Origin of the sequence: Nocardioides secundeburneus, from assembly GCF_039939255.1 — a bacterium.
Lineage (GTDB): Bacteria > Actinomycetota > Actinomycetes > Propionibacteriales > Nocardioidaceae > Nocardioides.
In genome coordinates this window covers 331,695-351,093 of the sequence record NZ_JBDUUE010000003.1, presented here as the reverse complement: position 1 = coordinate 351,093, position 19,399 = coordinate 331,695, and the positions used below count along the sequence as shown (strand labels likewise).

At 72.1% G+C, this 19,399-nt stretch carries 22 protein-coding genes; 5 read left to right on the top strand and 17 right to left on the bottom strand.

All coding sequences use genetic code 11. The features are described 5' to 3' along the window. Positions 1–47 precede the first annotated feature (47 nt). Positions 48–986, top strand: coding sequence for a KPN_02809 family neutral zinc metallopeptidase (ypfJ, locus tag ABFT23_RS09855; RefSeq protein WP_347894683.1), 939 nt, complete (start codon positions 48–50; stop codon positions 984–986). Between the two features lie 16 nt (positions 987–1,002). Here ypfJ and ABFT23_RS09850 read toward each other — a convergent pair whose 3' ends face one another. From ABFT23_RS09850 to ABFT23_RS09840, 3 genes are read right to left on the bottom strand one after another with little or no spacing between them, the layout of a single operon-like run. Next, the gene (locus tag ABFT23_RS09850) at positions 1,003–1,911 is read right to left on the bottom strand and encodes a phosphotransferase (protein WP_347894681.1); all 909 of its coding nucleotides are present in this window, start codon (positions 1,909–1,911) and stop codon (positions 1,003–1,005) included. A gap of 11 nt (positions 1,912–1,922) precedes the next feature. After that, positions 1,923–2,432 (bottom strand): metallophosphoesterase family protein, encoded by a 510-nt coding sequence (locus ABFT23_RS09845; protein ID WP_347894679.1) that lies wholly within the window; start codon positions 2,430–2,432, stop codon positions 1,923–1,925. Beyond that, the gene (locus ABFT23_RS09840; protein ID WP_347894677.1) at positions 2,429–3,037 is read right to left on the bottom strand and encodes an acVLRF1 family peptidyl-tRNA hydrolase; all 609 of its coding nucleotides are present in this window, start codon (positions 3,035–3,037) and stop codon (positions 2,429–2,431) included. Before ABFT23_RS09840 ends, ABFT23_RS09845 begins: the two co-directional genes overlap by 4 nt. 213 nt (positions 3,038–3,250) lie before the next feature. Here ABFT23_RS09840 and ABFT23_RS09835 point away from each other — a divergent pair, with 213 nt between their 5' ends. Then, positions 3,251–4,090, top strand: a complete 840-nt coding sequence (locus tag ABFT23_RS09835; protein ID WP_457623303.1) for a formylglycine-generating enzyme family protein — start codon at positions 3,251–3,253, stop codon at positions 4,088–4,090. 72 nt (positions 4,091–4,162) lie between these two features. Here ABFT23_RS09835 and ABFT23_RS09830 read toward each other — a convergent pair whose 3' ends face one another. The 12 genes from ABFT23_RS09830 to ABFT23_RS09775 all read right to left on the bottom strand — a co-directional run bounded on the left by ABFT23_RS09830 (position 4,163) and on the right by ABFT23_RS09775 (position 13,608). Further along, complete coding sequence (locus ABFT23_RS09830; protein WP_347894673.1) at positions 4,163–5,143, bottom strand: GNAT family N-acetyltransferase; 981 nt, start codon at positions 5,141–5,143, stop codon at positions 4,163–4,165. Positions 5,144–5,300: 157 nt separating this feature from the next. Further along, positions 5,301–5,666, bottom strand: a complete 366-nt coding sequence (locus ABFT23_RS09825; RefSeq protein ID WP_347894671.1) for a metal-sulfur cluster assembly factor — start codon at positions 5,664–5,666, stop codon at positions 5,301–5,303. Further along, positions 5,659–6,111: a Fe-S cluster assembly sulfur transfer protein SufU gene (sufU, locus tag ABFT23_RS09820; RefSeq protein WP_347894669.1), complete on the bottom strand. Its 453-nt coding sequence runs from the start codon at positions 6,109–6,111 to the stop codon at positions 5,659–5,661. Before sufU ends, ABFT23_RS09825 begins: the two co-directional genes overlap by 8 nt. Positions 6,112–6,116: 5 nt before the next feature. Next, entirely contained in the window at positions 6,117–7,367 is a 1,251-nt protein-coding gene (locus ABFT23_RS09815) for a cysteine desulfurase (RefSeq protein ID WP_347894667.1), read from the bottom strand. 1 nt (position 7,368) lies between these two features. Further along, on the bottom strand, positions 7,369–8,127 hold the full coding sequence (sufC, locus tag ABFT23_RS09810; protein ID WP_347894665.1) for a Fe-S cluster assembly ATPase SufC: 759 nt from the start codon (positions 8,125–8,127) through the stop codon (positions 7,369–7,371). Further along, complete coding sequence (locus tag ABFT23_RS09805) at positions 8,124–8,483, bottom strand: non-heme iron oxygenase ferredoxin subunit (protein ID WP_347894663.1); 360 nt, start codon at positions 8,481–8,483, stop codon at positions 8,124–8,126. Before ABFT23_RS09805 ends, sufC begins: the two co-directional genes overlap by 4 nt. Position 8,484: 1 nt before the next feature. After that, positions 8,485–9,684: a Fe-S cluster assembly protein SufD gene (gene sufD, locus ABFT23_RS09800; RefSeq protein WP_347894661.1), complete on the bottom strand. Its 1,200-nt coding sequence runs from the start codon at positions 9,682–9,684 to the stop codon at positions 8,485–8,487. A gap of 46 nt (positions 9,685–9,730) precedes the next feature. Beyond that, the gene (gene sufB / locus ABFT23_RS09795; RefSeq protein WP_347894659.1) at positions 9,731–11,149 is read right to left on the bottom strand and encodes a Fe-S cluster assembly protein SufB; all 1,419 of its coding nucleotides are present in this window, start codon (positions 11,147–11,149) and stop codon (positions 9,731–9,733) included. After that, positions 11,146–11,814, bottom strand: a complete 669-nt coding sequence (locus tag ABFT23_RS09790; RefSeq protein WP_347894657.1) for a helix-turn-helix transcriptional regulator — start codon at positions 11,812–11,814, stop codon at positions 11,146–11,148. Before ABFT23_RS09790 ends, sufB begins: the two co-directional genes overlap by 4 nt. 136 nt (positions 11,815–11,950) lie before the next feature. Then, entirely contained in the window at positions 11,951–12,373 is a 423-nt protein-coding gene (locus tag ABFT23_RS09785) for a hypothetical protein (protein WP_347894655.1), read from the bottom strand. Beyond that, positions 12,370–12,732 carry a hypothetical protein gene (locus ABFT23_RS09780; protein WP_347894653.1) on the bottom strand — a complete coding sequence of 121 codons (363 nt, stop codon included), beginning with the start codon at positions 12,730–12,732 and terminating at the stop codon, positions 12,370–12,372. The genes ABFT23_RS09785 and ABFT23_RS09780 overlap by 4 nt, the downstream gene beginning before the upstream one ends. Before the next feature lie 18 nt (positions 12,733–12,750). Beyond that, positions 12,751–13,608 (bottom strand): peptidoglycan DD-metalloendopeptidase family protein, encoded by an 858-nt coding sequence (locus ABFT23_RS09775; RefSeq protein ID WP_347894651.1) that lies wholly within the window; start codon positions 13,606–13,608, stop codon positions 12,751–12,753. Between the two features lie 87 nt (positions 13,609–13,695). Here ABFT23_RS09775 and ABFT23_RS09770 point away from each other — a divergent pair, with 87 nt between their 5' ends. Both ABFT23_RS09770 and ABFT23_RS09765 read left to right on the top strand, forming a co-directional pair. After that, positions 13,696–14,628 carry an ABC transporter ATP-binding protein gene (locus tag ABFT23_RS09770; RefSeq protein WP_347894649.1) on the top strand — a complete coding sequence of 311 codons (933 nt, stop codon included), beginning with the start codon at positions 13,696–13,698 and terminating at the stop codon, positions 14,626–14,628. Next, positions 14,625–15,386, top strand: a complete 762-nt coding sequence (locus ABFT23_RS09765) for an ABC transporter permease (RefSeq protein WP_347894647.1) — start codon at positions 14,625–14,627, stop codon at positions 15,384–15,386. Before ABFT23_RS09770 ends, ABFT23_RS09765 begins: the two co-directional genes overlap by 4 nt. Before the next feature lie 6 nt (positions 15,387–15,392). On the opposite strand, the gene ABFT23_RS09760 is transcribed toward ABFT23_RS09765, so the two are convergent. Further along, the gene (locus ABFT23_RS09760) at positions 15,393–17,354 is read right to left on the bottom strand and encodes a hypothetical protein (protein WP_347894645.1); all 1,962 of its coding nucleotides are present in this window, start codon (positions 17,352–17,354) and stop codon (positions 15,393–15,395) included. A 113-nt stretch (positions 17,355–17,467) separates the two neighbouring features. Between ABFT23_RS09760 and ABFT23_RS09755 the strand changes: the two genes are divergently transcribed. Continuing rightward, the gene (locus ABFT23_RS09755; RefSeq protein ID WP_347894643.1) at positions 17,468–18,364 is read left to right on the top strand and encodes a COX15/CtaA family protein; all 897 of its coding nucleotides are present in this window, start codon (positions 17,468–17,470) and stop codon (positions 18,362–18,364) included. Positions 18,365–18,406: 42 nt separating this feature from the next. Here ABFT23_RS09755 and ABFT23_RS09750 read toward each other — a convergent pair whose 3' ends face one another. Continuing rightward, positions 18,407–19,363, bottom strand: a complete 957-nt coding sequence (locus tag ABFT23_RS09750; RefSeq protein ID WP_457623226.1) for a heme o synthase — start codon at positions 19,361–19,363, stop codon at positions 18,407–18,409. Positions 19,364–19,399: the final 36 nt, after the last annotated feature.

The window sequence follows — 19,399 nt, the reverse complement described above, 5'->3', positions numbered from 1 at the left end:
TGCGGCTGACCACTCACGGGTGGTCCCCGGCGCACTACTGTGCCGCTATGCGCTTCAACCCCAAGGCCCGCATCGACACCTCGCGCGTGGGCGACGCGGGCCGAGGCTCCGGCGGCGGCGGTGGTCTCGGCGGCGGCGGCCGCCTGCCGATCCCCGGCGGTCTCGCCGGCGGCGGCGGGGTCATCGGCGTCATCGTCGTCGTGGTGTTCATCGCCGTCCAGCTGTTCTCCGGTGGCGGGTCCACCGGGCCCGGCGGGGTGGGGGGTGGCGGTCTCGACGCGAGCCGGCTCAGCGACACCGGTCGCTACGACTCGTGCCGCACCGGGGCCGACGCCAACAAGAGCGCCGACTGCGCTCGGGTCGCGGTCGAGAACTCGCTCTACGACTTCTGGTCCGACACGCTCGGCGACGACTTCCGACCGGTCGACAAGGTGGTCACCTTCACGGGCTCGGTCGGCACCGGGTGCGGCGGGGCCGACTCGGCCGTCGGCCCGTTCTACTGCCCGGCCGACCAGCGCATCTACCTCGACTCAACGTTCTTCGACCAGGTGCTCGAGCGTCAACTCGGCGGACCCGACGGCGGCTTCGTCGAGCCCTACGTGCTGGCCCACGAGTACGGCCACCACATCTCCAACCTGATCGGCACGATGAGCCAGGTGAAGGGTGGCACCGGACCGCAGAGCGACGGTGTCCGCCTCGAGCTGCAGGCCGACTGCTTCGCCGGCATGTGGGCCCGGTCGGCCACCCAGACCGAGGACGCCGACGGCAACGTGCTCTTCGCCGAGCTGAACCAGCAGGACGTCGACCTCGCCCTCGAGGCCGCCTCGGCCGTCGGCGACGACTCGATCCAGGAGAAGACGACCGGCCAGGTCACCCAGGAGTCGTGGACGCACGGCTCGTCGGCCCAGCGCCAGAAGTGGTTCGGCATCGGCTTCGACGAGGGCACGCTCGAGGCCTGCGACACGTTCGGCGCCGACCGGGTCTGAGCCGCTACCAGCCGAGCTACCAGCCGAGCAGGGCCTCGACCGCCGGCGCCATGCGCTGCAGCGCGCGCAGGTAGGGCGCGACCGCGGGGTGGCGGTACTTGCCGGCGAGTGCGCCCTCGCCGGTCGCCACCCGCGCCAGCGCCCACTCAGCACGGCCGAACGCGGTGTAGACGGCGGTGATGCGAGCGCCGAGGACGACCTCGTCGGGCGAGGCGACGTCGTCGGGCAGACCCATGAGGTAGGCGTCGACGAGCGGGTCGAGCTCTTCACGCGCGGTCAGCGCGAAGTAGCCGAGGTCGCCGCCGACCGGGCCGGTGCCGAGCGTGGCCCAGTCGATGGCGACGGCCTCGTCACCGTCGCGACCGGGCACGTTGACGTGCGACGGGTCGCCGTGCTGGGGCACCTGCGGCAGGGCGTCGAGCGCCGAGAGGAACTCCGCGCGCCGGCTCCACAGGTGCTCGGCAACGTCGGCCGCGGTCGTGCGGGCCAGGGTTGGCCACCCGCCGGCCCGCTGGTGGGTGCGCAGGAGCCGCGAGCGCAGCAGGTCGTGGGCCAGGAACCGCGGCCGTGGCAGGTCGCTGCCGGCGAACCGGCCGAGGGCGACGGCGACGAACAGGCCGCTGAGGGCGGCGTCCTCGACCCACTCACGGGTGATGGTGATGCCGGTGTCGTCCTCGTCGACGCCGGCCGGGACGGCGCGCAGCCCGGCGGTCGCGGTGGCGATGCCGGTGGCGAGCACGTCGGCCTCACGACGCCAGTAGGCGACGTGGCGCGGGTCGGAGAGCTCGGCCGGGTCGCCGGGCCCCGGAGCCGAGAGCCGCTTGACCACGACCGGCTGGTCGCCGTACGCCGTGCGCCACAGCCCGGCCGTGGACGCGCCGGAGCCGTGCGGCATCGCGTGCCAGGCGGGATCGGGCTCCCACATGGCTGTGGAGGCTACCGGTCGCGACGCGGCAACCGGTGGAGGACGACGTCGTGCAGCGCGCCGTCGCGTGCGGTGAGGGTGAGGTAGGTGCACCACGGCTGCTGCCGGCGGTCGGTCGGCGAGCCGGGGTTGAGCATCCGGAGACCGCGCAGGGTGGTGGTGTCCCAGGGGATGTGGCTGTGCCCGAAGACGAGCACGTCGTCGTCGGGGTAGGCGAGGTCGCAGCGCGCCTCGCGCCCCTGCTTGCCGCCGGTCTCGTGCACCACCGCGAAGCGGACGCCGCCGATCGTGGCCCGGGCGACCTCGGGCAGCCGGGCGCGCAGGTCGGGCCCGTCGTTGTTGCCGACCACGGCGACGAGACGCCGGCTCCGGGCCTCGAGCCGGTCGAGCGTGTCGAGGTCGACCCAGTCGCCGGCGTGCACGACGACGTCGGCGGCGTCGACGCGGTCCCACACCTCGGCGGGCAGGTCCTTCGCCCGCTTCGGCAGGTGCGTGTCGGCCAGCAGCAGCACGGAGCTCACGCGTTGACGACCTCCACCTGCACGGCCCGGGCGTCGGCGACCGCCTGCTCGAGCACGGCACGGCGCGGGTCGGGCACGGCCAGCCACGGACCGGCGACGTCGAGCCCGCTCAGGCGGGGGTCGGCCAGCACCTCCTCGATCGCGGCGTGGTCGCCGCCGGTCACGACGATGCCCCGGAGGTCGCCGAGGATCCGGGCCGCGTGGTCGGCCGCGGCCTCGTAGGCCTGACGTGCCTGGTTGTCGCGCCGTCGGGCGAACCGCTGCTGCGACTGACCGCCGGCCTTGGTGCGGCCCTGCACGTGCCGTTGACCGACCTTCGACTGCGCCATCGCGCCGTCGTGCAGACGGCCGACGGCGAAGCCGCCCTTGCGCACCAGCAGCACGCCCCACTCGTCGGGCTCGCCGACCTGCCGGGCGAACGTCTCGACGTCGGCGGTGCCCGTGTACGCCGACCCGAACGGCAGCCGAGCCGTGAAGGTCGAGCCGTCCTCGGCTGTGCCGGTCAGCGCGCCGTCGGCGACGTCGAGCGTGGTCGCGCCGTGGCCTCGCTCGAAGTTCTCGACCCAGCGCGGCCACCGGACGACGGGCACGAGGACGGCGGGCACCTGCCGAACCTACTCGCGGCGGGCGACGGGCCGGGCCGCACCCGCGCGGGCGACAGCGCTCGGTAGCCTCGCGACGTGGACGAGACACCCTCCTGCTGCGCCCCGGCCACGACCGCGGAATCGACCGGGACCGCCTCCGACCGGGTCGTCTCGACGGTCGTCGGCACCCGCAGCACCAAGGGCCAGGTGCGCATCGAGGCGCAGACGTTCCGCATGGGTGACGACTCCGGCGAGGGCTACGCCGCCGACGGCGAGGGTCCCGCCCACGACGTGACCGTCTCGGCGTTCCACATCGACACCGCGGCGGTCACCAACGCCCAGTTCGCCCGGTTCGTGAAGGAGACCGGTCACGTCACCGACGCCGAGGACCTCGGCCTGTCGGGCGTCTTCCACCTCCTCGTCGACGCCGACCGCAGCGACGTGCTCGGCCAGGCCGCCGGCACGCCGTGGTGGGTCACCGTGCGCGGCGCCGACTGGCGCCACCCCTTCGGTCCCCGGTCGGGGATCGGCGACCTGCGCCAGCACCCCGTCGTCCACGTCAGCTGGCGCGACGCCCGCGCCTACGCCGCCTGGGCCGGCAAGCGGCTGCCCACCGAGGCCGAGTGGGAAGTGGCGGCGCGCGGCGGGCTCGCCGACTCGCGCTTCCCGTGGGGCGACGAGCTGACGCCGTCCGGGCGGTGGCGCTGCAACATCTGGCAGGGCACCTTCCCGACGGCGAACACCCTCGACGACGGGTTCCTGGGCACCGCGCCGGTGGCGACGTTCCCGCCCAACGGCTACGGCCTGCACCAGACCGTCGGCAACGTGTGGGAGTGGTGCGAGGACGCCTTCTCCCCCACCACCTACGCCGGGCGCGTCGGCACCGAGGTCGTCGACCCGCTCGTCACCGCACCTGCCGACGGCGACCACGACGACGTGCTCCGGGTCATGCGCGGCGGCTCCTACCTGTGCCACGACTCCTACTGCTACCGCTACCGCGTGGCTGCCCGGTCGTCGAACACCGAGGTCTCGGCCAGCGGCAACATCGGGTTCCGCTGCGCCAACGACGCGTGACCGTCCCACCGGAGACGGCACTGACGACCGATCGCGCCTGGGGCGAGAGCCGGCTCGTCCGGCAGGTCCGCCCTACGTAGCCGCGCTCGGCAGCGACAACGTCCAGTAGGCCGCGCGCTCGCCGTCGACGACGGGCCGGAGGCCAGGCCGCACGGTCCACCCGAGCCGTCGGCACAGCGTGACGACGGGGTCGTCGTGGTCGACCACCAGCCCGACGGACGACGCCCCGTCGGCCCGGGCGACGCCGGCCGCGGCACCGAGCAGGGCGGTGCCGACCCCACGGCCACGGGCGTGCTCGACGACGGCGAGGGACTCGACCTCGGGCGTCGCGCCGAGCGCACCCACGACGTCGTCGTGACGGCTGCGCGCGAGCAGGTGCACGTGCCCGACGACGGCGTCGCCGTCCCAGGCCAGCAGGTAGGTCGCGGTGCCGGCCTGCTGCTCGGCCCAGCGGCGCGGGTGGGCCCGGCTCGCCGAGGGCAGCACGTGCTGCAGCGCCTCGACGTCGGCGTCGCCGGCACACGGGCGCACCTCGACCGCCAGGTGATCGCGCTCGAGCGAGCGGTGGAACCACACGGTCTGCCAGTGCCACTCGGGTCCGGACTCGCGCCAGGTCTCCGACCAGCCGAGCGCCCGGTAGAACGCCAGCGCCTCGGGCTGGTGGTCGCCGACGTCGAGCAGGAGGTCGGTGAGTCCGCGGCGGCGGGCGTCGTCCTGCAAGGCGTCCATGAGGCCGCGCGCGATGCCGCGCCGGCGGGTCGCGGGGTGCACCCGGAGCCGGATCACCCGCCCCAGCCGGGGGCGGTCGTGCACGGTACGCAGTCCGCCGACGCCCACCAGCGCGTCGCCGTCGACCGCGACGAGCAACGTCCCGCCGGCGGCGAGCACCGTGCCGGACGGGTCGACCAGGTCGGGCGGGCCCGTCGGCGCGACTCGCCGCGCCGGCAGCGGGACGGGGACGGACCCGTCCTCGGTGACGCCGGCGTCGGGCAGGTGGGCCAGCGCCCAGAGCGCCGGGAGGTCGTCGGGTTCGAACGGCCGCACCACGGTCATGGGATGACCCTAGTCAGCGGTCGAGCGTCACCCACCCAGTTTCCGGGATCGGCTGCGGTGGTCTCGAGCCGCCCGTCACGGTGCGAGCGAGCTCGCCCCGTGGGGCTCCCTCGACCTCTTCGGGTCGCGAGTCGCGAGCAAGCTCGCGCCTCGCGCCTCAGACGTTGAACCCGAGCGCCCGCAGCTGCTCGCGACCGTCCTCGGTGATCTTGTCCGGACCCCACGGCGGCATCCAGACCCAGTTGATCGCGACGTCGTTGACCAGGCCCTCGAGAGCGGCGTTGGTCTGGTCCTGGATGACGTCGGTCAGCGGGCACGCCGCGGAGGTGAGCGTCATGTCGAGCACGCAGTTGGAGCCCTCGTCGAGGTGGACGTCGTAGACGAGGCCGAGGTCGACGACGTTGATCCCGAGCTCGGGGTCGACGACGTCCTTCATCGCCTCGGTGACGTCGTCGACCGAGACCGTGGCGGTGCCGCCGCCGGTCGCCTCGGGGACGTCGGGAAGATCGGAGTGGTCAGTCATCAGTTGCCTCCAGGGACTGGGTCGTGGCGTCCTTCCAGGCCATCCACGACAGAAGTGCGCACTTGACGCGGGCGGGGAACTTGGCGACGCCGGCGAAGGCGATGCCGTCCTCGAGCACGTCCTCGTCGGGCTCGACCTGCCCCTTGCCCTGCATGAGGGTGAGGAAGGTCTGGTGGATCTCCAGGGCCTCGTCGACCGGCTTGCCGATGACGAGGTCGGTCAGCACCGACGCTGAGGCCTGCGAGATCGAGCAGCCGACGGCGTCGTAGGAGACGTCGGCGACCTGGCCGTCGGCCACGTGCACGCGGAGCGTCACCTCGTCGCCGCAGGTCGGGTTGACGTGGTGGACCTCCGCCTCGAACGGGTCACGGAGGCCCGCGTGGTGGGGGTTCTTGTAGTGGTCCAGGATGATCTCCTGGTACAGCGCATCGAGCTCGGACGACATGGTGCTCACCCCAACTTGAAGTAGGAGCGGGTGTATTCCAGGCCCTCGACGAGCGCGTTGATCTCGCCCGGCGTCGTGTAGAGGTACGACGACATGCGGGTCGAGCTCTGCACGCCGAAGCGCGCGTGGGCCGGCTTGGCGCAGTGGTGGCCGGCCCGGACGGCGACGCCGCGCGAGTCGAGCACCTGGGCGATGTCGTGCGGGTGCACGCCGTCGACCTCGAACGAGATCGCACCGCCGCGCGAGGCGGCGTCGAGCGGGCCGAGCACGCGCAGGCCCGGCACGGTGGCAAGGCCCTCGAGCGCGTAGGCGGTGATGGCCTGCTCGTGGGCGTGGACGGCGTCGAGGCCGACGTGTGCGAGGTAGTCGACCGCGGCGCCGAGCCCGATGGCCTCGACGATCGGCGGCGTGCCGGCCTCGAAACGGTGCGGCGCCTTGGCGTAGGTCGAGCGCGCCATCGTGACGGTCTCGATCATCTCGCCGCCGCCGTGGAACGGCGGGAGCTCGTTGAGCAGCCCCTCGCGGCCCCACAGGACGCCGATGCCGGTCGGGCCGACGGTCTTGTGGCCGGTGAAGACCAGGAAGTCGCACCCGGTGGCGGCGACGTCGACCGGCAGCTGGGGCGCGGCCTGCGAGGCGTCGACGACGGAGTAGGCCCCGACGGCCTTCGCCCGGGCGACCAGGTCGGCGACCGGGTTGATGGTGCCGAGCATGTTCGAGACCCAGGTGAAGGCCACGACCTTGGTGTGCTCGTCGACGAGCCGGTCGGCGTCGGACAGGTCGAGGCGGCCGTCGTCGGTGAGCCCGAACCAGCGCAGCTCGGCGCCGGAGCGCTCGCAGGCCAGCTGCCACGACACGATGTTGGAGTGGTGCTCCATCTCGGTGATGACGACGTTGTCGCCGGGGCCGAGCTCGATCGTGCGGGCCAGCAGGTTGAGCGCCTCGGTGGCGTTCTTGGTGAAGACGACCTCGTTGCGCGACGGCGCGTTGATGAAGGCCGCCACCTTGTCACGAGCCCCCTCGTAGGCCTCGGTCGACTCCGCGCCCAGGGTGTGCATGGCGCGGGCGATGTTGGCGTTGTGCCGCTCGAGGTGGTCGACCATCGTGTCGATGACGACCTGCGGCTTCTGCGAGGTGTTGGCGCTGTCGAGGTAGACCAGCGGGCCACCACCCGCGACGGTCCGGGTGAGGATCGGGAAGTCGGCGCGGATCACCTCCAGCTCGGGGAGGAGGCCGGCCAGCGTGGTCTGGGTCATCTCAGACCGTCGCCGTCAGGAAGCGCTCGTAGCCGTTGGCCTCGAGCTCGTCGGCGAGCTCGGGGCCGCCCGACTCGGCCACCCGGCCGGCGACGAACACGTGCACGCGGTCGGGCGTGATGTAGCGCAGGATGCGGGTGTAGTGCGTGATCAGCAGGACGCCCTTGCCCTCGCGGGCCCGGAAGCGGTTGACGCCCTCGGAGACGACCTTGAGCGCGTCGATGTCGAGGCCCGAGTCGGTCTCGTCGAGGATCGCGATCTTCGGGTCGAGCAGCTCGAGCTGGGCGATCTCGTGACGCTTCTTCTCACCGCCGGAGAAGCCCTCGTTGACCGAGCGCTGGGCGAAGGTCGGGTCGAGGTCGAGGTCGCCGAGGGACTTGTTGACGTCCTTGACCCAGGTGCGCAGCTTGGGCGCCTCGCCGTCGATGGCGGTCTTCGCGGTGCGCAGGAAGTTCGACACCGAGACGCCGGGCACCTCGACGGGGTACTGCATCGCCAGGAACATCCCGGCGCGCGCACGCTCGTCGACGGTCATCGCGAGGACGTCGTCACCGTCGAGGGTCACCGAGCCACCGGTGACCTCGTACTTCGGGTGGCCGGCGACCGAGTAGGCCAACGTCGACTTGCCCGAGCCGTTGGGTCCCATGATCGCGTGGGTCTCGCCGTCGTCGATCGTCAGCGTGACGCCCTTGAGGATCTCCTTGGGGCCGTCCTCGGTCTGGACCGAGACGTGCAGGTCCTTGATCTCCAACGTGCTCATTGCGGGTTGACTCCGTTCAGGGTGGTGGTGGTGTCGACGTAGACACCGTCGTCGCGGACCTCGACAGGGAAGGTCGCGACCGGTTCGGTGGCGGGCAGGCCGGTCGGCTTGCCCGTGCGGAGGTCGAAGCTCGACCCGTGCAGCCAGCACTCGATGGTGCAGGTGCCGGCGCTCGAGGCGACCTCGCCCTCGCTCAGAGCGACGTGGGCGTGGCTGCAGAGGTCCTGGATCGCGAAGAACTCCTCGCCCTGCTCGGTCGTCTGGCGGGCGATGGCGACGTCGACGTCACCGATCGTGACGCCCAGGCCCTCGTCGGCGGGGACGTCGCTGGGTGCGCACGCGAGCTCGAAGGCCATGTCAGGCGATGCCCTTCAGGACGTTCTTGGCCAGCTCGGCCTCGACGGTCTCGGTCAGCTTCTCCTCGAGCGAGGGGATGCCGACCTTGCGGATGAGGTCCTGGAAGAAGCCGTGCAGCACGAGCCGGCGCGCCTCCTCGTCGCTGATGCCGCGCGAGCGGAGGTAGAACAGCTGCTCGTCGTCGAAGCGAGCGGTCGCCGAGGCGTGACCGGCACCCTCGATCTCGCCGGTCTCGATCTCGAGGTTCGGCACCGAGTCGGCCTGACAGCCGTCGGTGAGCACCAGGTTGCGGTTCTCCTCGTAGGTCTCGATGCCCTCGGCGACCTTGCGGATGAGCACGTTGCCGATCCACACCGTGTGGGCGCCGTCGCCCTGCAGCGCACCCTTGTAGACCACGTTGCTCTTGGTGCGGGGCTGGTTGTGGTCGGCGAAGAGCCGGTGCTCGAGGTGCTGCCCGGCGTCGGCGAAGTAGAGGCCGAGCAGCTCGGCCTCGCCACCCGGGGCGTCGTACTCGACGTTGGCGTGCATGCGCACGACGTCGCCGCCGAAGCTGATCGAGGTGTGCTTGACCGAGGCGTCGCGCCCGACCCGGATGGCGTCGCGGCCGAGGTGGACGGCGTCGTCGTCCCAGTCCTGCAGCGAGACGACGTTGACCTGCGCGCCGTCGCCGACGACGACCGAGGTCGTGGCGACGTAGCGGGCCGAGCCGGTGTGCACCAGCACGATGGTGGCCTTCGCGAACGCGCCGACCTTGATCACGAGGTGGCCGTAGACGAGGTCGTCGGCCGACTCACCGTGCAGGCGCAGGACGACGGGCTCGCTCGTCTCGAGCTCGGTCGGGACGTCGAGCAGCACCGCACCGCCGGCCCGGGCGACCGCCAGCGCCGCCGGGCGGTCGTTGGGGGCGAGCTCGCCGAGCTCACGGGCCCGGTCGGCGGTGATGTCGGTGAGCGTGACGCCCTCGGGCAGCTCGGTCGTCCGGCCCAGTCGGGCCTCGGAGGCCTCGCCGTCGAGCGCGCCGCGCAGGCGCTTCAGCGGGGTGAAGCGCCAGATCTCCTCGCGGCCGGTCGGCAGCGGGTGGTCGGCCAGGTCGTAGGTCGGCGGCGGGTTGAGGTGGGAGAAGGACAGGTGTCCGTCCTTGGTCGAGCCCTGCTCCAGGCTCGCCTCCACGCTCTCGCGGGCAGCGTCGGTCACAGTCACGTGCAAGTCTTCCTAGCTTCGGTGGTGCGGTCTGGGCGGAGCGGCGTCAGCCGACCGCGCCCTCCATCTGCAGCTCGATGAGCCGGTTGAGCTCGAGGGCGTACTCCATCGGCAGCTCCTTGGCGATCGGCTCGACGAAACCGCGCACGATCATCGCCATCGCCTCGTCCTGCTCCATGCCGCGCGACATGAGGTAGAAGAGCTGGTCGTCGGAGACCTTCGAGACCGAGGCCTCGTGGCCCATCGACACGTCGTCCTCGCGGATGTCGACGTAGGGGTAGGTGTCGGAGCGGCTGATCTGGTCGACCAGGAGCGCGTCGCACAGCACGTTGGACTTCGAGCCGTGCGCGCCCTCGTTGACCTGGATCAGGCCGCGGTAGGACGTGCGCCCGCCGCCGCGGGCGACCGACTTCGACAGGATCGAGGACGACGTGTGCGGCGCGGCGTGCACCATCTTGGCGCCGGCGTCCTGGTGCTGGCCCTCGCCGGCGAACGCGATCGAGAGCGTCTCGCCCTTGGCGTGCTCGCCCATGAGGTAGACGGCGGGGTACTTCATCGTCACCTTCGAGCCGATGTTGCCGTCGACCCACTCCATCGTGGCGCCGGCCTCGCAGACCGCGCGCTTGGTGACGAGGTTGTAGACGTTGTTCGACCAGTTCTGGATGGTCGTGTAGCGGCAGCGGCCGCCCTTCTTGACGATGATCTCGACGACCGCGGAGTGCAGCGAGTCGGAGGAGTAGATCGGCGCGGTGCAGCCCTCGACGTAGTGCACGTAGGCGTCTTCGTCGACGATGATCAGCGTGCGCTCGAACTGACCCATGTTCTCGGTGTTGATCCGGAAGTAGGCCTGCAGCGGGATGTCGACGTGCACGCCCTTCGGCACGTAGATGAACGACCCGCCCGACCACACCGAGGTGTTCAGCGCCGCGAACTTGTTGTCGCCGACCGGGATCACGGTGCCGAAGTACTCCTGGAACAGCTCCGGCTGCTCCTTGAGGGCGGTGTCGGTGTCGAGGAAGAGCACGCCCTGGGCCTCGAGGTCCTCACGGATCGAGTGGTAGACGACCTCGGACTCGTACTGGGCGGCGACGCCGGCGACGAGGCGCTGCTTCTCGGCCTCGGGGATGCCGAGCTTGTCGTAGGTGTTCTTGATGTCCTCGGGCAGGTCCTCCCAGCTCTGGGCCTGCTTCTCGGAGGAGCGCACGAAGTACTTGATGTTGTCGAAGTCGATGCCGCCGAGGTCGGAGCCCCAGGTGGGCATGGGCTTGCGGCCGAAGAGCTTGAGGCCCTTGAGACGCAGGTCGAGCATCCACTGCGGCTCGGACTTCTTCGCCGAGATGTCGCGCACGACGTCCTCGTTGAGACCGCGGGTGGCCGCGGCGCCGGCGACGTCGCTGTCGGCCCAGCCGAAGTCGTAGCGGCCGATGTCCTTGAGCTCGGGGTTGAGGTCCTCGATCGAGGTCATGTGGTGACCTGCTCCTTCTTCGTCGGTGTGTCGGGGATGCACGTGGTACAGACCCCGTCGCCGTGAGCGATGGTGGCCAGGCGCTGGACGTGGCGGTCGAGCACGCGGCTGATGGCCGCGGTCTCCTCCTCGCACAGCTGGGGGAACTCGTGCGCCACGTGGGAGACCGGGCAGTGCTGCTGGCACAGCTGCTCCCCCACGGGCGACTCGCGGACCGACGCGGCGTAGCCCTCGTCGGAGAAGACCTTGGCCAGCACGTGTGCCGGACCGAGGTCGGGGTGGTCGGCCATGACCGTGTCGAACCGCTCCTCGACGAACGTCGCACGACGCCGTGCGAATTCCCGGACGGCGTCGTCGCCGCCGGTCTCGGCGAGGAACCGCAGCGCGTCGGCCGCGAGGTCGTCGTACTGCTGGTCGAAGCCGTCGCGGCCGGTCTCGGTGAGCGCGAACTCCTTGGCGGGGCGCCCACGACCGCGCGAGCCGCCGGGCCGGGGGTCGCGCGCGACGACGCGGCCCTCGTCGAGCAGCTGGTCGAGGTGTCGACGCACGGCGGCCGGGGTGAGGTCGAGACGCTCGGCGAGTGCCGCGGCGGTGGAGGGGCCGTTGGTCAGGATCGAGCGGGCGACGCGCTGGCGCGTCGTCTCGTCGGTCCCGGTGAATTCCACAACACCAGTGTGCCGATATTGCTCGGCGCACTTCAAGCAAGGCCGACCTAACCTGCGCCCACCTCGCGCGGCGCAGCCCGTCGGGCGGAGCCCGACTGTGTCCCACAGCACACCCCGAGGCCCCTGGACGGCGGCCTCAGCCGTGGTCGTCGCGGGGTCTGGTGGCGCGCAACCAGGCGAGCCCGAGGAACGGCAGCACCAACGGCAGGAGCGCGTAGCCCTGGCCGAAGTGCGACCACACGGTCTTGTCGGGGAACAGCGCCGTGTCGACGTAGGACAGCACGCCGATCGACAGGACGCCCAGCAGCTCGACGGCGCAGGAGGCGACGGCCACGCGCCAGGCGCGTCGTCCGCCGAGGAGCAGGCAGGTCGTCGCGACCAGGTAGATGACGGCGGCGACCAGCGAGAGCGTGTAGGCGAACGGCGCCTTGTCGGCCTCCGTGCCCAGCTGGACGAGCGAGCGACCGGTGGCGGCGACGGCGAAGACGCCGTAGACGAAGACCAGGACCCGGCCGGGGCCGGACGACAGCTCGCCCTGCTTCGGCACGGGGGTGCTCACGCGTGGCCCGCCCAGATCGTCTCGAGGCGCAGCTGCAGGCCGACGACGGTGAGGGCCGCGACCCCGAGGACGGCGGTGCCCCAGCGGGTGCGCTCGGCGAGCGACCAGAACACCCCGATCGGCAGGGCGAGCGCGTTGCCGACGAGGTAGCTGACGAAGAGCACGCCCTCAACGTCGCGGTCGGTCTGCGCGAGCAGCACGCAGCCGAGCACGAGCTGCCCGATGACGACGAGCTCGTAGACGGCGAGCAGCGCGAACGTGCGGTCCTGGGGCTCCTCGTCGCGCACCAGGGCGACGGCCACGACCACGAGCGACACGACGCCCAGGCCCACGATGAGCCAGGTCAGCCAGTCGGTCACCCGTTCATCGTAGGGACCTCAGTCGTAGGCGTCGGCGTTGACCCACCCGGCCACGCCGCGCCACGAGTTGGCGCCCATGACGCCGTCGACCGGGCCCGTGTAGCCGTGCCGGGCGGCGAGTCGCTGCAGGGCCGCCCAGGTGTTCGTGCCCGGCTTGCCGTCGATCGGTCCGGCGTAGCCGAAGTGGTCGCGCAGGTGCCGCTGCAGGGCGGCGTAGGTGTTGACGCCGGGGACGCCGTCGATCGGCCCGGTGTAGCCGGCCTCGATGCGCATCGCGTTCTGCACCCGCTTCCAGAAGACGGTGCCGGGCACGCCGTCCTGCGCCGTCGACGTCTTCGGCAGGCCGGCGCCACCGCCGATCACCTCGAGCGGGTTGCGTCGCACGCCCGAGGGGTCGATGAGGTGGACGTGGCAGTGCGGCCCGGTCGACGAGCCCGACCCCGGTGCGCCGGCGGCGCCTCCCGAGAGGCCGACGGTCTGGCCGCGCGCGACCGACTGGCCGTTGCTGCAGGAGAACGACGACAGGTGCAGGTACTGGGTACGCCAGCCGTCGCCGTGGCTGATGGTCACCGTGTGACCCCCGGTGCCGTTGTCCGGCGTGTTGGTGATCGTGCCCGCGCCCGACGCCGGCAACGCCGTCCCGACGCCCATGCCGTAGTCGATGCCGCCCAGCGAGCCGCGGTCCAGGTGCTCCTGCCACGTCCCGGTGATCGCGTAGCCGGTGAACGGGTTGTAGAGGTCGGCAGCGTGCGCCGGCGTCGCGGTGAGCGCGCGGGAGGCGAGCCACAGCCCGCCCAGTCCCGCCCCGAGCCGGAAGACGCCCCGGCGGTCGATCGCCGACGTGGTGGTGCCCGATTGCCCGCATCCGTCGCACATGGGACCACCCGAGCAGCAACGGGCGCCGGGGCACAACGGGATGCCCCTGGATCGAGGGATATCCCTGCCGCTCCCTACACTCGGGACGTGTCCGACCAGCCCGCCGTCGTCGTCGACGGCTTGGTGATGGTCTACGGCGACAAGGTCGCGGTCGACGGCCTCAGCCTCGAGGTCGCTGCGCACACCATCACCGCGGTGCTCGGTCCCAACGGCGCCGGCAAGACGACGACGCTCGAGACCTGCGAGGGCTACCGGCGTCCGCAGCGCGGATCGGTGCGCGTGCTCGGGCTCGACCCGGTGCGCGACCGCCGCGCCCTGCTGCCCCGGATCGGCGTGATGCTGCAGAGCGGCGGTGCGTGGAGCGGCGTGCGAGCCGTCGAGATGCTGCGCCACGTCGCCCGGCTGCACGCCCACCCGCTCGACGTCGACCTGCTGGTCGACCGGCTCGGCCTCGACGAGTGCGGCCGGACGCCGTACCGGCGCCTCTCCGGCGGCCAGCAGCAGCGTCTGGGCCTGGCGATGGCGATCGTCGGCCGGCCCGAGCTGGTCTTCGTCGACGAGCCGACCGCCGGCCTCGACCCGGCCGTCCGCCGAGACGTGTGGGACCTGCTCGAGGAGCTGCGCGCCGACGGCGTCACCGTCGTGCTCACCACCCACTACATGGACGAGGCCGAGCGACTCGCCGACCGGGTGCACATCGTCGACCGGGGTACGCTCGTCGCCTCCGGCACGCCCCTCGAGCTGACCCGCGGCGGCTCGGTCGCCACGATCCGGCTCGTGGTCACCGAGCCGTTCCCGCCCGGCTCCCCCGCCTCGCTCGCCACCGACCTCGGGCCGGGCACGGAGGTCACGCAGCTCGACGCCGTCAGCCTGCTGGTCACCGGGCCGGCCGACGCCTCCACCCTCGGCAAGGTCTCGCGCTGGTGCGAGACCCACGGCGTGCTGCCCGAGTCGCTGACGCTCGGCCAGCGCAACCTCGAGGACGTCTTCCTCGAGCTCACCCGGGGCTCGGTCGCATGAGCACCTTCTCCCCCGCGCCCGGCGCCGCGCCCGTCGTCCGGCAGGTGCTGGTGCAGGCCTCGATGGAAGCCCGGCTCATGCTGCGCAACGGCGAGCAGCTGCTGCTCGCCGTCGTCATCCCGGTGATCGTGCTGGTCGGCGGGGTGCGCGGGGCGGAGCGCATCGACCTGTCCTACGGCGTCGAGACGTTCGCGCCCGGTGTGCTCGCCCTCGCGGTGATGTCGACGTCGTTCACCGCGCTGGCGATCGCCACCGGGTTCGAGCGGCGTTACGGGGTGATCAAACGGCTCGGCACCTCGCCGTTGTCGCGCACCGCGTTGCTGGGCGGCAAGGTGCTCGCGCTGCTGGCCGTCGAGGCGCTCCAGGTCGCCGTCATCGCCGGCGTCGCCGTGGCGCTCGGCTGGGAGCCGTCGGTCTCGGTGGTCGGGGTGCTGCTGACGGTGGTGCTCGGCACGGCCGCGTTCGCCTCGCTGGGCCTGCTGCTGGCCGGCTCGCTGCGGGCCGAGGCGACCCTCGCCGCGGCCAACCTCGTCTACCTGCTGCTGATGGCCGGCGGCGCCGTCGTGCTGCCGGCGTCGGCCTACGGCTCGTTCGGCGACGTCGTCCACTGGCTGCCGTCGGGGGCGCTCGGCGAGGCGATGCGCACGGCGCTCGGCGAGAGCGGTGACGCCGGCGTCCCATGGCGCGACCTGCTCGTGCTGGCCGGGTGGAGCGTCGTCGGCGCCGGGGCGACCGCGCGCACGTTCAAGTGGGAGTGAGCGACCTCAGCGTCGCTTGACGCGGAAGCGTTGCCACGGGCTGACCGCTGCGTCGCTGGTGCGATCGGCGGCCCACACTCCTCGCACGCGAAGCTTCTGGCCCGGATGCACCGCGAACCGGACCACGCCGCGCCCCCACCTGTTCATCGGCCGGCACGCCGGTCCTCGACGCGCGACCCACCGGTCACCAAGGAGCCGCTGCACCTGCACGGTGATGCAGGCCCCTCTCGTGGCCGGGAGCGTCCGGAGGTCGACGGCGACCCGACGCCGGGACGACGGGAAGGCCCTCGGTCCCAGCGGCGCGATGCCGCGCACCGCCGACGTGAGGCTCTTGAGCCTGGTGAACGAGGCCGCACCCATGGCGAGCCGCGCGGCTCCGGAGTAGGACTGCGCCACGAAGGTGGTCCGTTCCGAGACCGGGACGGTGACGCGCACGGCGCCCCTCGCGTCCGGCTGCCCGGCGGCCACGAGCCGGCGACGGCCGTCGCGGGTCACGGCGTGCACGGTGACCCGGTTTACCTCGTGCCCCAGGGCGGCGTAGGCCGTCACTGCGACGTCCCAGGTGCGCCCTTCTCCCACCCGCCGAGGTCGCAGGATCACGCGCGCCGAGGGCGGGAACGGCGGCGTGGCCGACGGCGACTGGTAGGAGGCCACCACCGTGACCAGCTCGCCACCGTCGCAGTCGATGCGACCGACGAGGTGGAAGCCGGCTACCGAGCCGTCGGCGCGGTAGTCCAGGTAGGGGAACGTGACGGTCGCGGTGACCCTCGGGGGGGTTACTCGACCGCGGCACCACGCCGCGTCGAGCCGCAGCGGGATCGCCTGCGGCTCGACCGGCAGCCCTGCCGAGCTGACCGACCCCATCGCCCCCGAGTAGACCTGCCCTTCCTGGAGCCGACGTCCGCGTGGGGCGATGACGACCAGCGACGCGACCGGCTGGTGGTCGTCGACGTGAGGGCCTTCGAAGGCCAGGGAGAGGAACCGCCGGTCGCCGACGACCTGGAAGGACTCGTGCGTCTCGAGGCTCGCGTACTCGTCCCGGGTCTCGCCAGAGGCCTGGAGGTGCTGGACCGCGACCTGGGTGTGCCCGGCGTCGCCGACTCCCAGCAGGGAGAGGTCGACCGCCGAGCCTGCGGACGTCGGCACCACGAGCCGGCCGGTCTGAACGTCGTTGGTCGTCGCCCGGTAGGCCACGGCCAGCGCGCATTCACCGCCCGGGGGCACCACCGCGCACGCGGACGTGTCGACGTCGAACGGCCCCGAGACCGCGGGACGCCCGAGAGCCAGAGGGACCAGCCCGGCGTTGACGACGTGGACGAGCTGCGGCGTGTGGTCGCGTCCGGGGTAGGTGGCACTCCACCTCACCTGCTCGGCGGTCACCAGGAGCGGTGGAGACGGCAGGTCGACCCGGACCTGGCCACGGACCACCGGAGCGCCGACGAAGCTGCCGCAGCGGAGCTCGTAGCCGATCCAGAAGTGGGAGAGGTCCGGCGCGAGGTCGTGCACGGTGAAGCTGCTGCCGCCTTCGCCGTGGCAGACGCTGCCGCCGACGGTGATGGACAGGTCGGCGCTGCCAGGCGGCGGCGAGCCGGACGGGAGGCGAGCCGGGACCGCGTAGGTGCCCGGCTGAAGCGACCGGCCCGCCGGGGCCGAGAACGTGAGGTCGAGCAGCGAGGCCCGGCCGTCGCGGTCGCCGATCCGGACCAGGACGTCGTGCTCGTCGCCCCCGACCCAGATCTCGTCGTCGGCCCGGTAGATCAGCTGGGCGCCCAGGCTCACGGGCTCGTCGGCGTCGCCGATCATCGTGACGTAGGACGACGGGTCGACAGCCGTGCGGTGGGGGTCGATGAACAAGAACCGCTCGGGGCCGGCCGCCGATGGCGGCACGACACCCGCGAGCGCAGCCACGACCGAGGCCAGCACGACCATGACGACCCACGAGCTCGACAGCCTCGGACGAGACGCCATGACTTCTCCCGTCGACGATGTGAGCGGACTTTCGCACCGCCAGGGTGTGCTGGGACTCACCCCTAGGGACCTCTCTTGTCGGTTCCTGCGACCCCGCCTGGGATGATCGTCGGGTGATCGACCTGACCCGCTGGATGCGCACCCTCGGCTGGGCCAGCCTGGTCGCCAACATCGGCATCGTGGTGACCGGCGGCGCCGTCCGGCTGACCGGGTCGGGGCTGGGCTGCCCGACATGGCCGCGGTGCACCGACGAGTCGTTCCGGCCGCACGGCGAGCTCGAGCTGCACTCGGCGATCGAGTTCGGCAACCGGCTGCTGACCTTCGTGCTCGCCGCCGTCGCCGTCGCCACGTTCGTGGCGGCGTGGCAGACCGGACGCCGCGAGCTGCGCTCGCTGGCCACCGTGCTCGCGCTCGGCGTCCCGGCCCAGGCGCTCATCGGCGGCGTCACCGTGCTGACCGACCTCAACCCGTGGATCGTCTCGCTGCACCTGCTGCTGTCGATGGCGATGATCGGCGTCGCCGTGTCGCTGCTGCGGCGGGTCGACCACGGGGTCGAGCAGCGAACGTCGGGGCGGGTGCCGGGGCTCGCCTGGCTCACGTTCGCGACCGGCTGGGTGGTGCTCTACCTCGGCACCGTCGTCACCGGCGCCGGCCCGCACGCCGGCGACGCCGACACCGCGCGCAACGGCCTCGACCCGCTCCAGCTGAGCCAGCTGCACGCCGACTCGGTGTTCTTGTTCGTCGGCCTCACGGTCGGTCTGCTCGCCGCCGCGCCGCGACCGGCCCGGCGCGCGGTCGCCGTCCTGCTGGGCGTCGAGCTCGGCCAGGGCACCATCGGCTTCGTCCAGTACTTCACCGACCTGCCCGAGGTGCTGGTGGGCTTCCACCTGCTGGGTGCGGCACTCACCTCGGCGGCGATGACTCGGGCCCTGCTGGCCGTCGTGCTCACGCAGCGCGCCGACGTCGTCCCGAGGCAGGCCCGCACCACCGAGGCGATGCTGGTCGACTGACCTGCGCAGACGTCCGTCCCCAGCGAGGACGAGCGAAAGCGCCTAGAACAGCAGCGGGTCGAGGGCGACCGCGACGAACAGCAGCGACAGGTAGAGGTTGCTGTGGTGGAACAGCCGCATCGGCTGGATGACCGAGAGGTCCTCGGTACCGCGGGCGCGACGCCACATGCGGTGGGCCTCGACGATGAAGATCGCACCGAGCACCGTCGCGACGGCCGGGTAGACGAACCCGGTGCCGGCGACCGGCCACAGCAGCAGCGAGGTGGCCACCATCACGTAGCTGTAGAGCACGATCTGCTTGCCGACCTCGGCCGCGGGGCGGACGACGGGCAGCATCGGGACGTCGACGTTGGCGTAGTCCTCGCGGTAGCGCAGCGCCAGGGCCCAGGTGTGCGGCGGGGTCCAGAAGAAGACGACGGCGAACAGCACGACCGGCACCCACGACAGCTCGCCGGTGACCGCCGTCCAGCCGATGAGGGCCGGGAAGCAGCCGGCGATGCCGCCCCAGACGATGTTCTGGGTGGTGCGCCGCTTGAGCAGCATCGTGTAGCCGAAGACGTAGAACGCGTTGGCGCCGACCGACAGGGCCGCCGAGAGCGGGTTGACCCAGTACCAGAGCACCACGGTCGAGACGACCATCAACGCGGTCGCGAACGCGAGGGCGGCGCCCGGCGTGACGACGTGCCGCGGCAGCGCCCGACGGCGGGTGCGGCGCATCTGCTCGTCGATGTCGCGGTCGTAGACGCAGTTGTAGGCCGACGCCGAGCCGGCCGACAGCGCGCCGCCGACGACGGTGGCGAGCACGAGGCCGAGCGCCGGCACGCCACGCTCGGCGAAGAACATCACCGGGACGGTGGTCAGGAGCAGCAGCTCGATGACGCGCGGCTTGGTGAGGCCGACGTAGGCGGCGACGACGTCCTTGAACGACTTCTCGGAGGTCGGCCCTCGTTCGGGGTCCGGTTCCTGCACCGCAGGTCGCGTCTCGTCGACGTAGGTCACGTGCGTCCGTTCGGGGCCGGGAAGTCTGGGCAGTCA

What these genes read in the sequence shown, in the direction of transcription:
- ypfJ (WP_347894683.1), top strand. Translation starts at nt 48, where the DNA reads ATGCGCTTCAACCCCAAGGCCCGCATCGACACCTCGCGCGTGGGCGAC.
- ABFT23_RS09830 (WP_347894673.1), bottom strand. Translation starts at nt 5,143, where the DNA reads ATGACCGTGGTGCGGCCGTTCGAACCCGACGACCTCCCGGCGCTCTGG.
- ABFT23_RS09850 (WP_347894681.1), bottom strand. Translation starts at nt 1,911, where the DNA reads ATGTGGGAGCCCGATCCCGCCTGGCACGCGATGCCGCACGGCTCCGGC.
- ABFT23_RS09825 (WP_347894671.1), bottom strand. Translation starts at nt 5,666, where the DNA reads ATGACTGACCACTCCGATCTTCCCGACGTCCCCGAGGCGACCGGCGGC.
- sufB (WP_347894659.1), bottom strand. Translation starts at nt 11,149, where the DNA reads ATGACCTCGATCGAGGACCTCAACCCCGAGCTCAAGGACATCGGCCGC.
- ABFT23_RS09760 (WP_347894645.1), bottom strand. Translation starts at nt 17,354, where the DNA reads ATGGCGTCTCGTCCGAGGCTGTCGAGCTCGTGGGTCGTCATGGTCGTG.
- ABFT23_RS09775 (WP_347894651.1), bottom strand. Translation starts at nt 13,608, where the DNA reads ATGTGCGACGGATGCGGGCAATCGGGCACCACCACGTCGGCGATCGAC.
- sufC (WP_347894665.1), bottom strand. Translation starts at nt 8,127, where the DNA reads ATGAGCACGTTGGAGATCAAGGACCTGCACGTCTCGGTCCAGACCGAG.
- ABFT23_RS09765 (WP_347894647.1), top strand. Translation starts at nt 14,625, where the DNA reads ATGAGCACCTTCTCCCCCGCGCCCGGCGCCGCGCCCGTCGTCCGGCAG.
- ABFT23_RS09815 (WP_347894667.1), bottom strand. Translation starts at nt 7,367, where the DNA reads ATGACCCAGACCACGCTGGCCGGCCTCCTCCCCGAGCTGGAGGTGATC.
- ABFT23_RS09805 (WP_347894663.1), bottom strand. Translation starts at nt 8,483, where the DNA reads ATGGCCTTCGAGCTCGCGTGCGCACCCAGCGACGTCCCCGCCGACGAG.
- ABFT23_RS09835 (WP_457623303.1), top strand. Translation starts at nt 3,251, where the DNA reads ATGGGTGACGACTCCGGCGAGGGCTACGCCGCCGACGGCGAGGGTCCC.
- sufU (WP_347894669.1), bottom strand. Translation starts at nt 6,111, where the DNA reads ATGTCGTCCGAGCTCGATGCGCTGTACCAGGAGATCATCCTGGACCAC.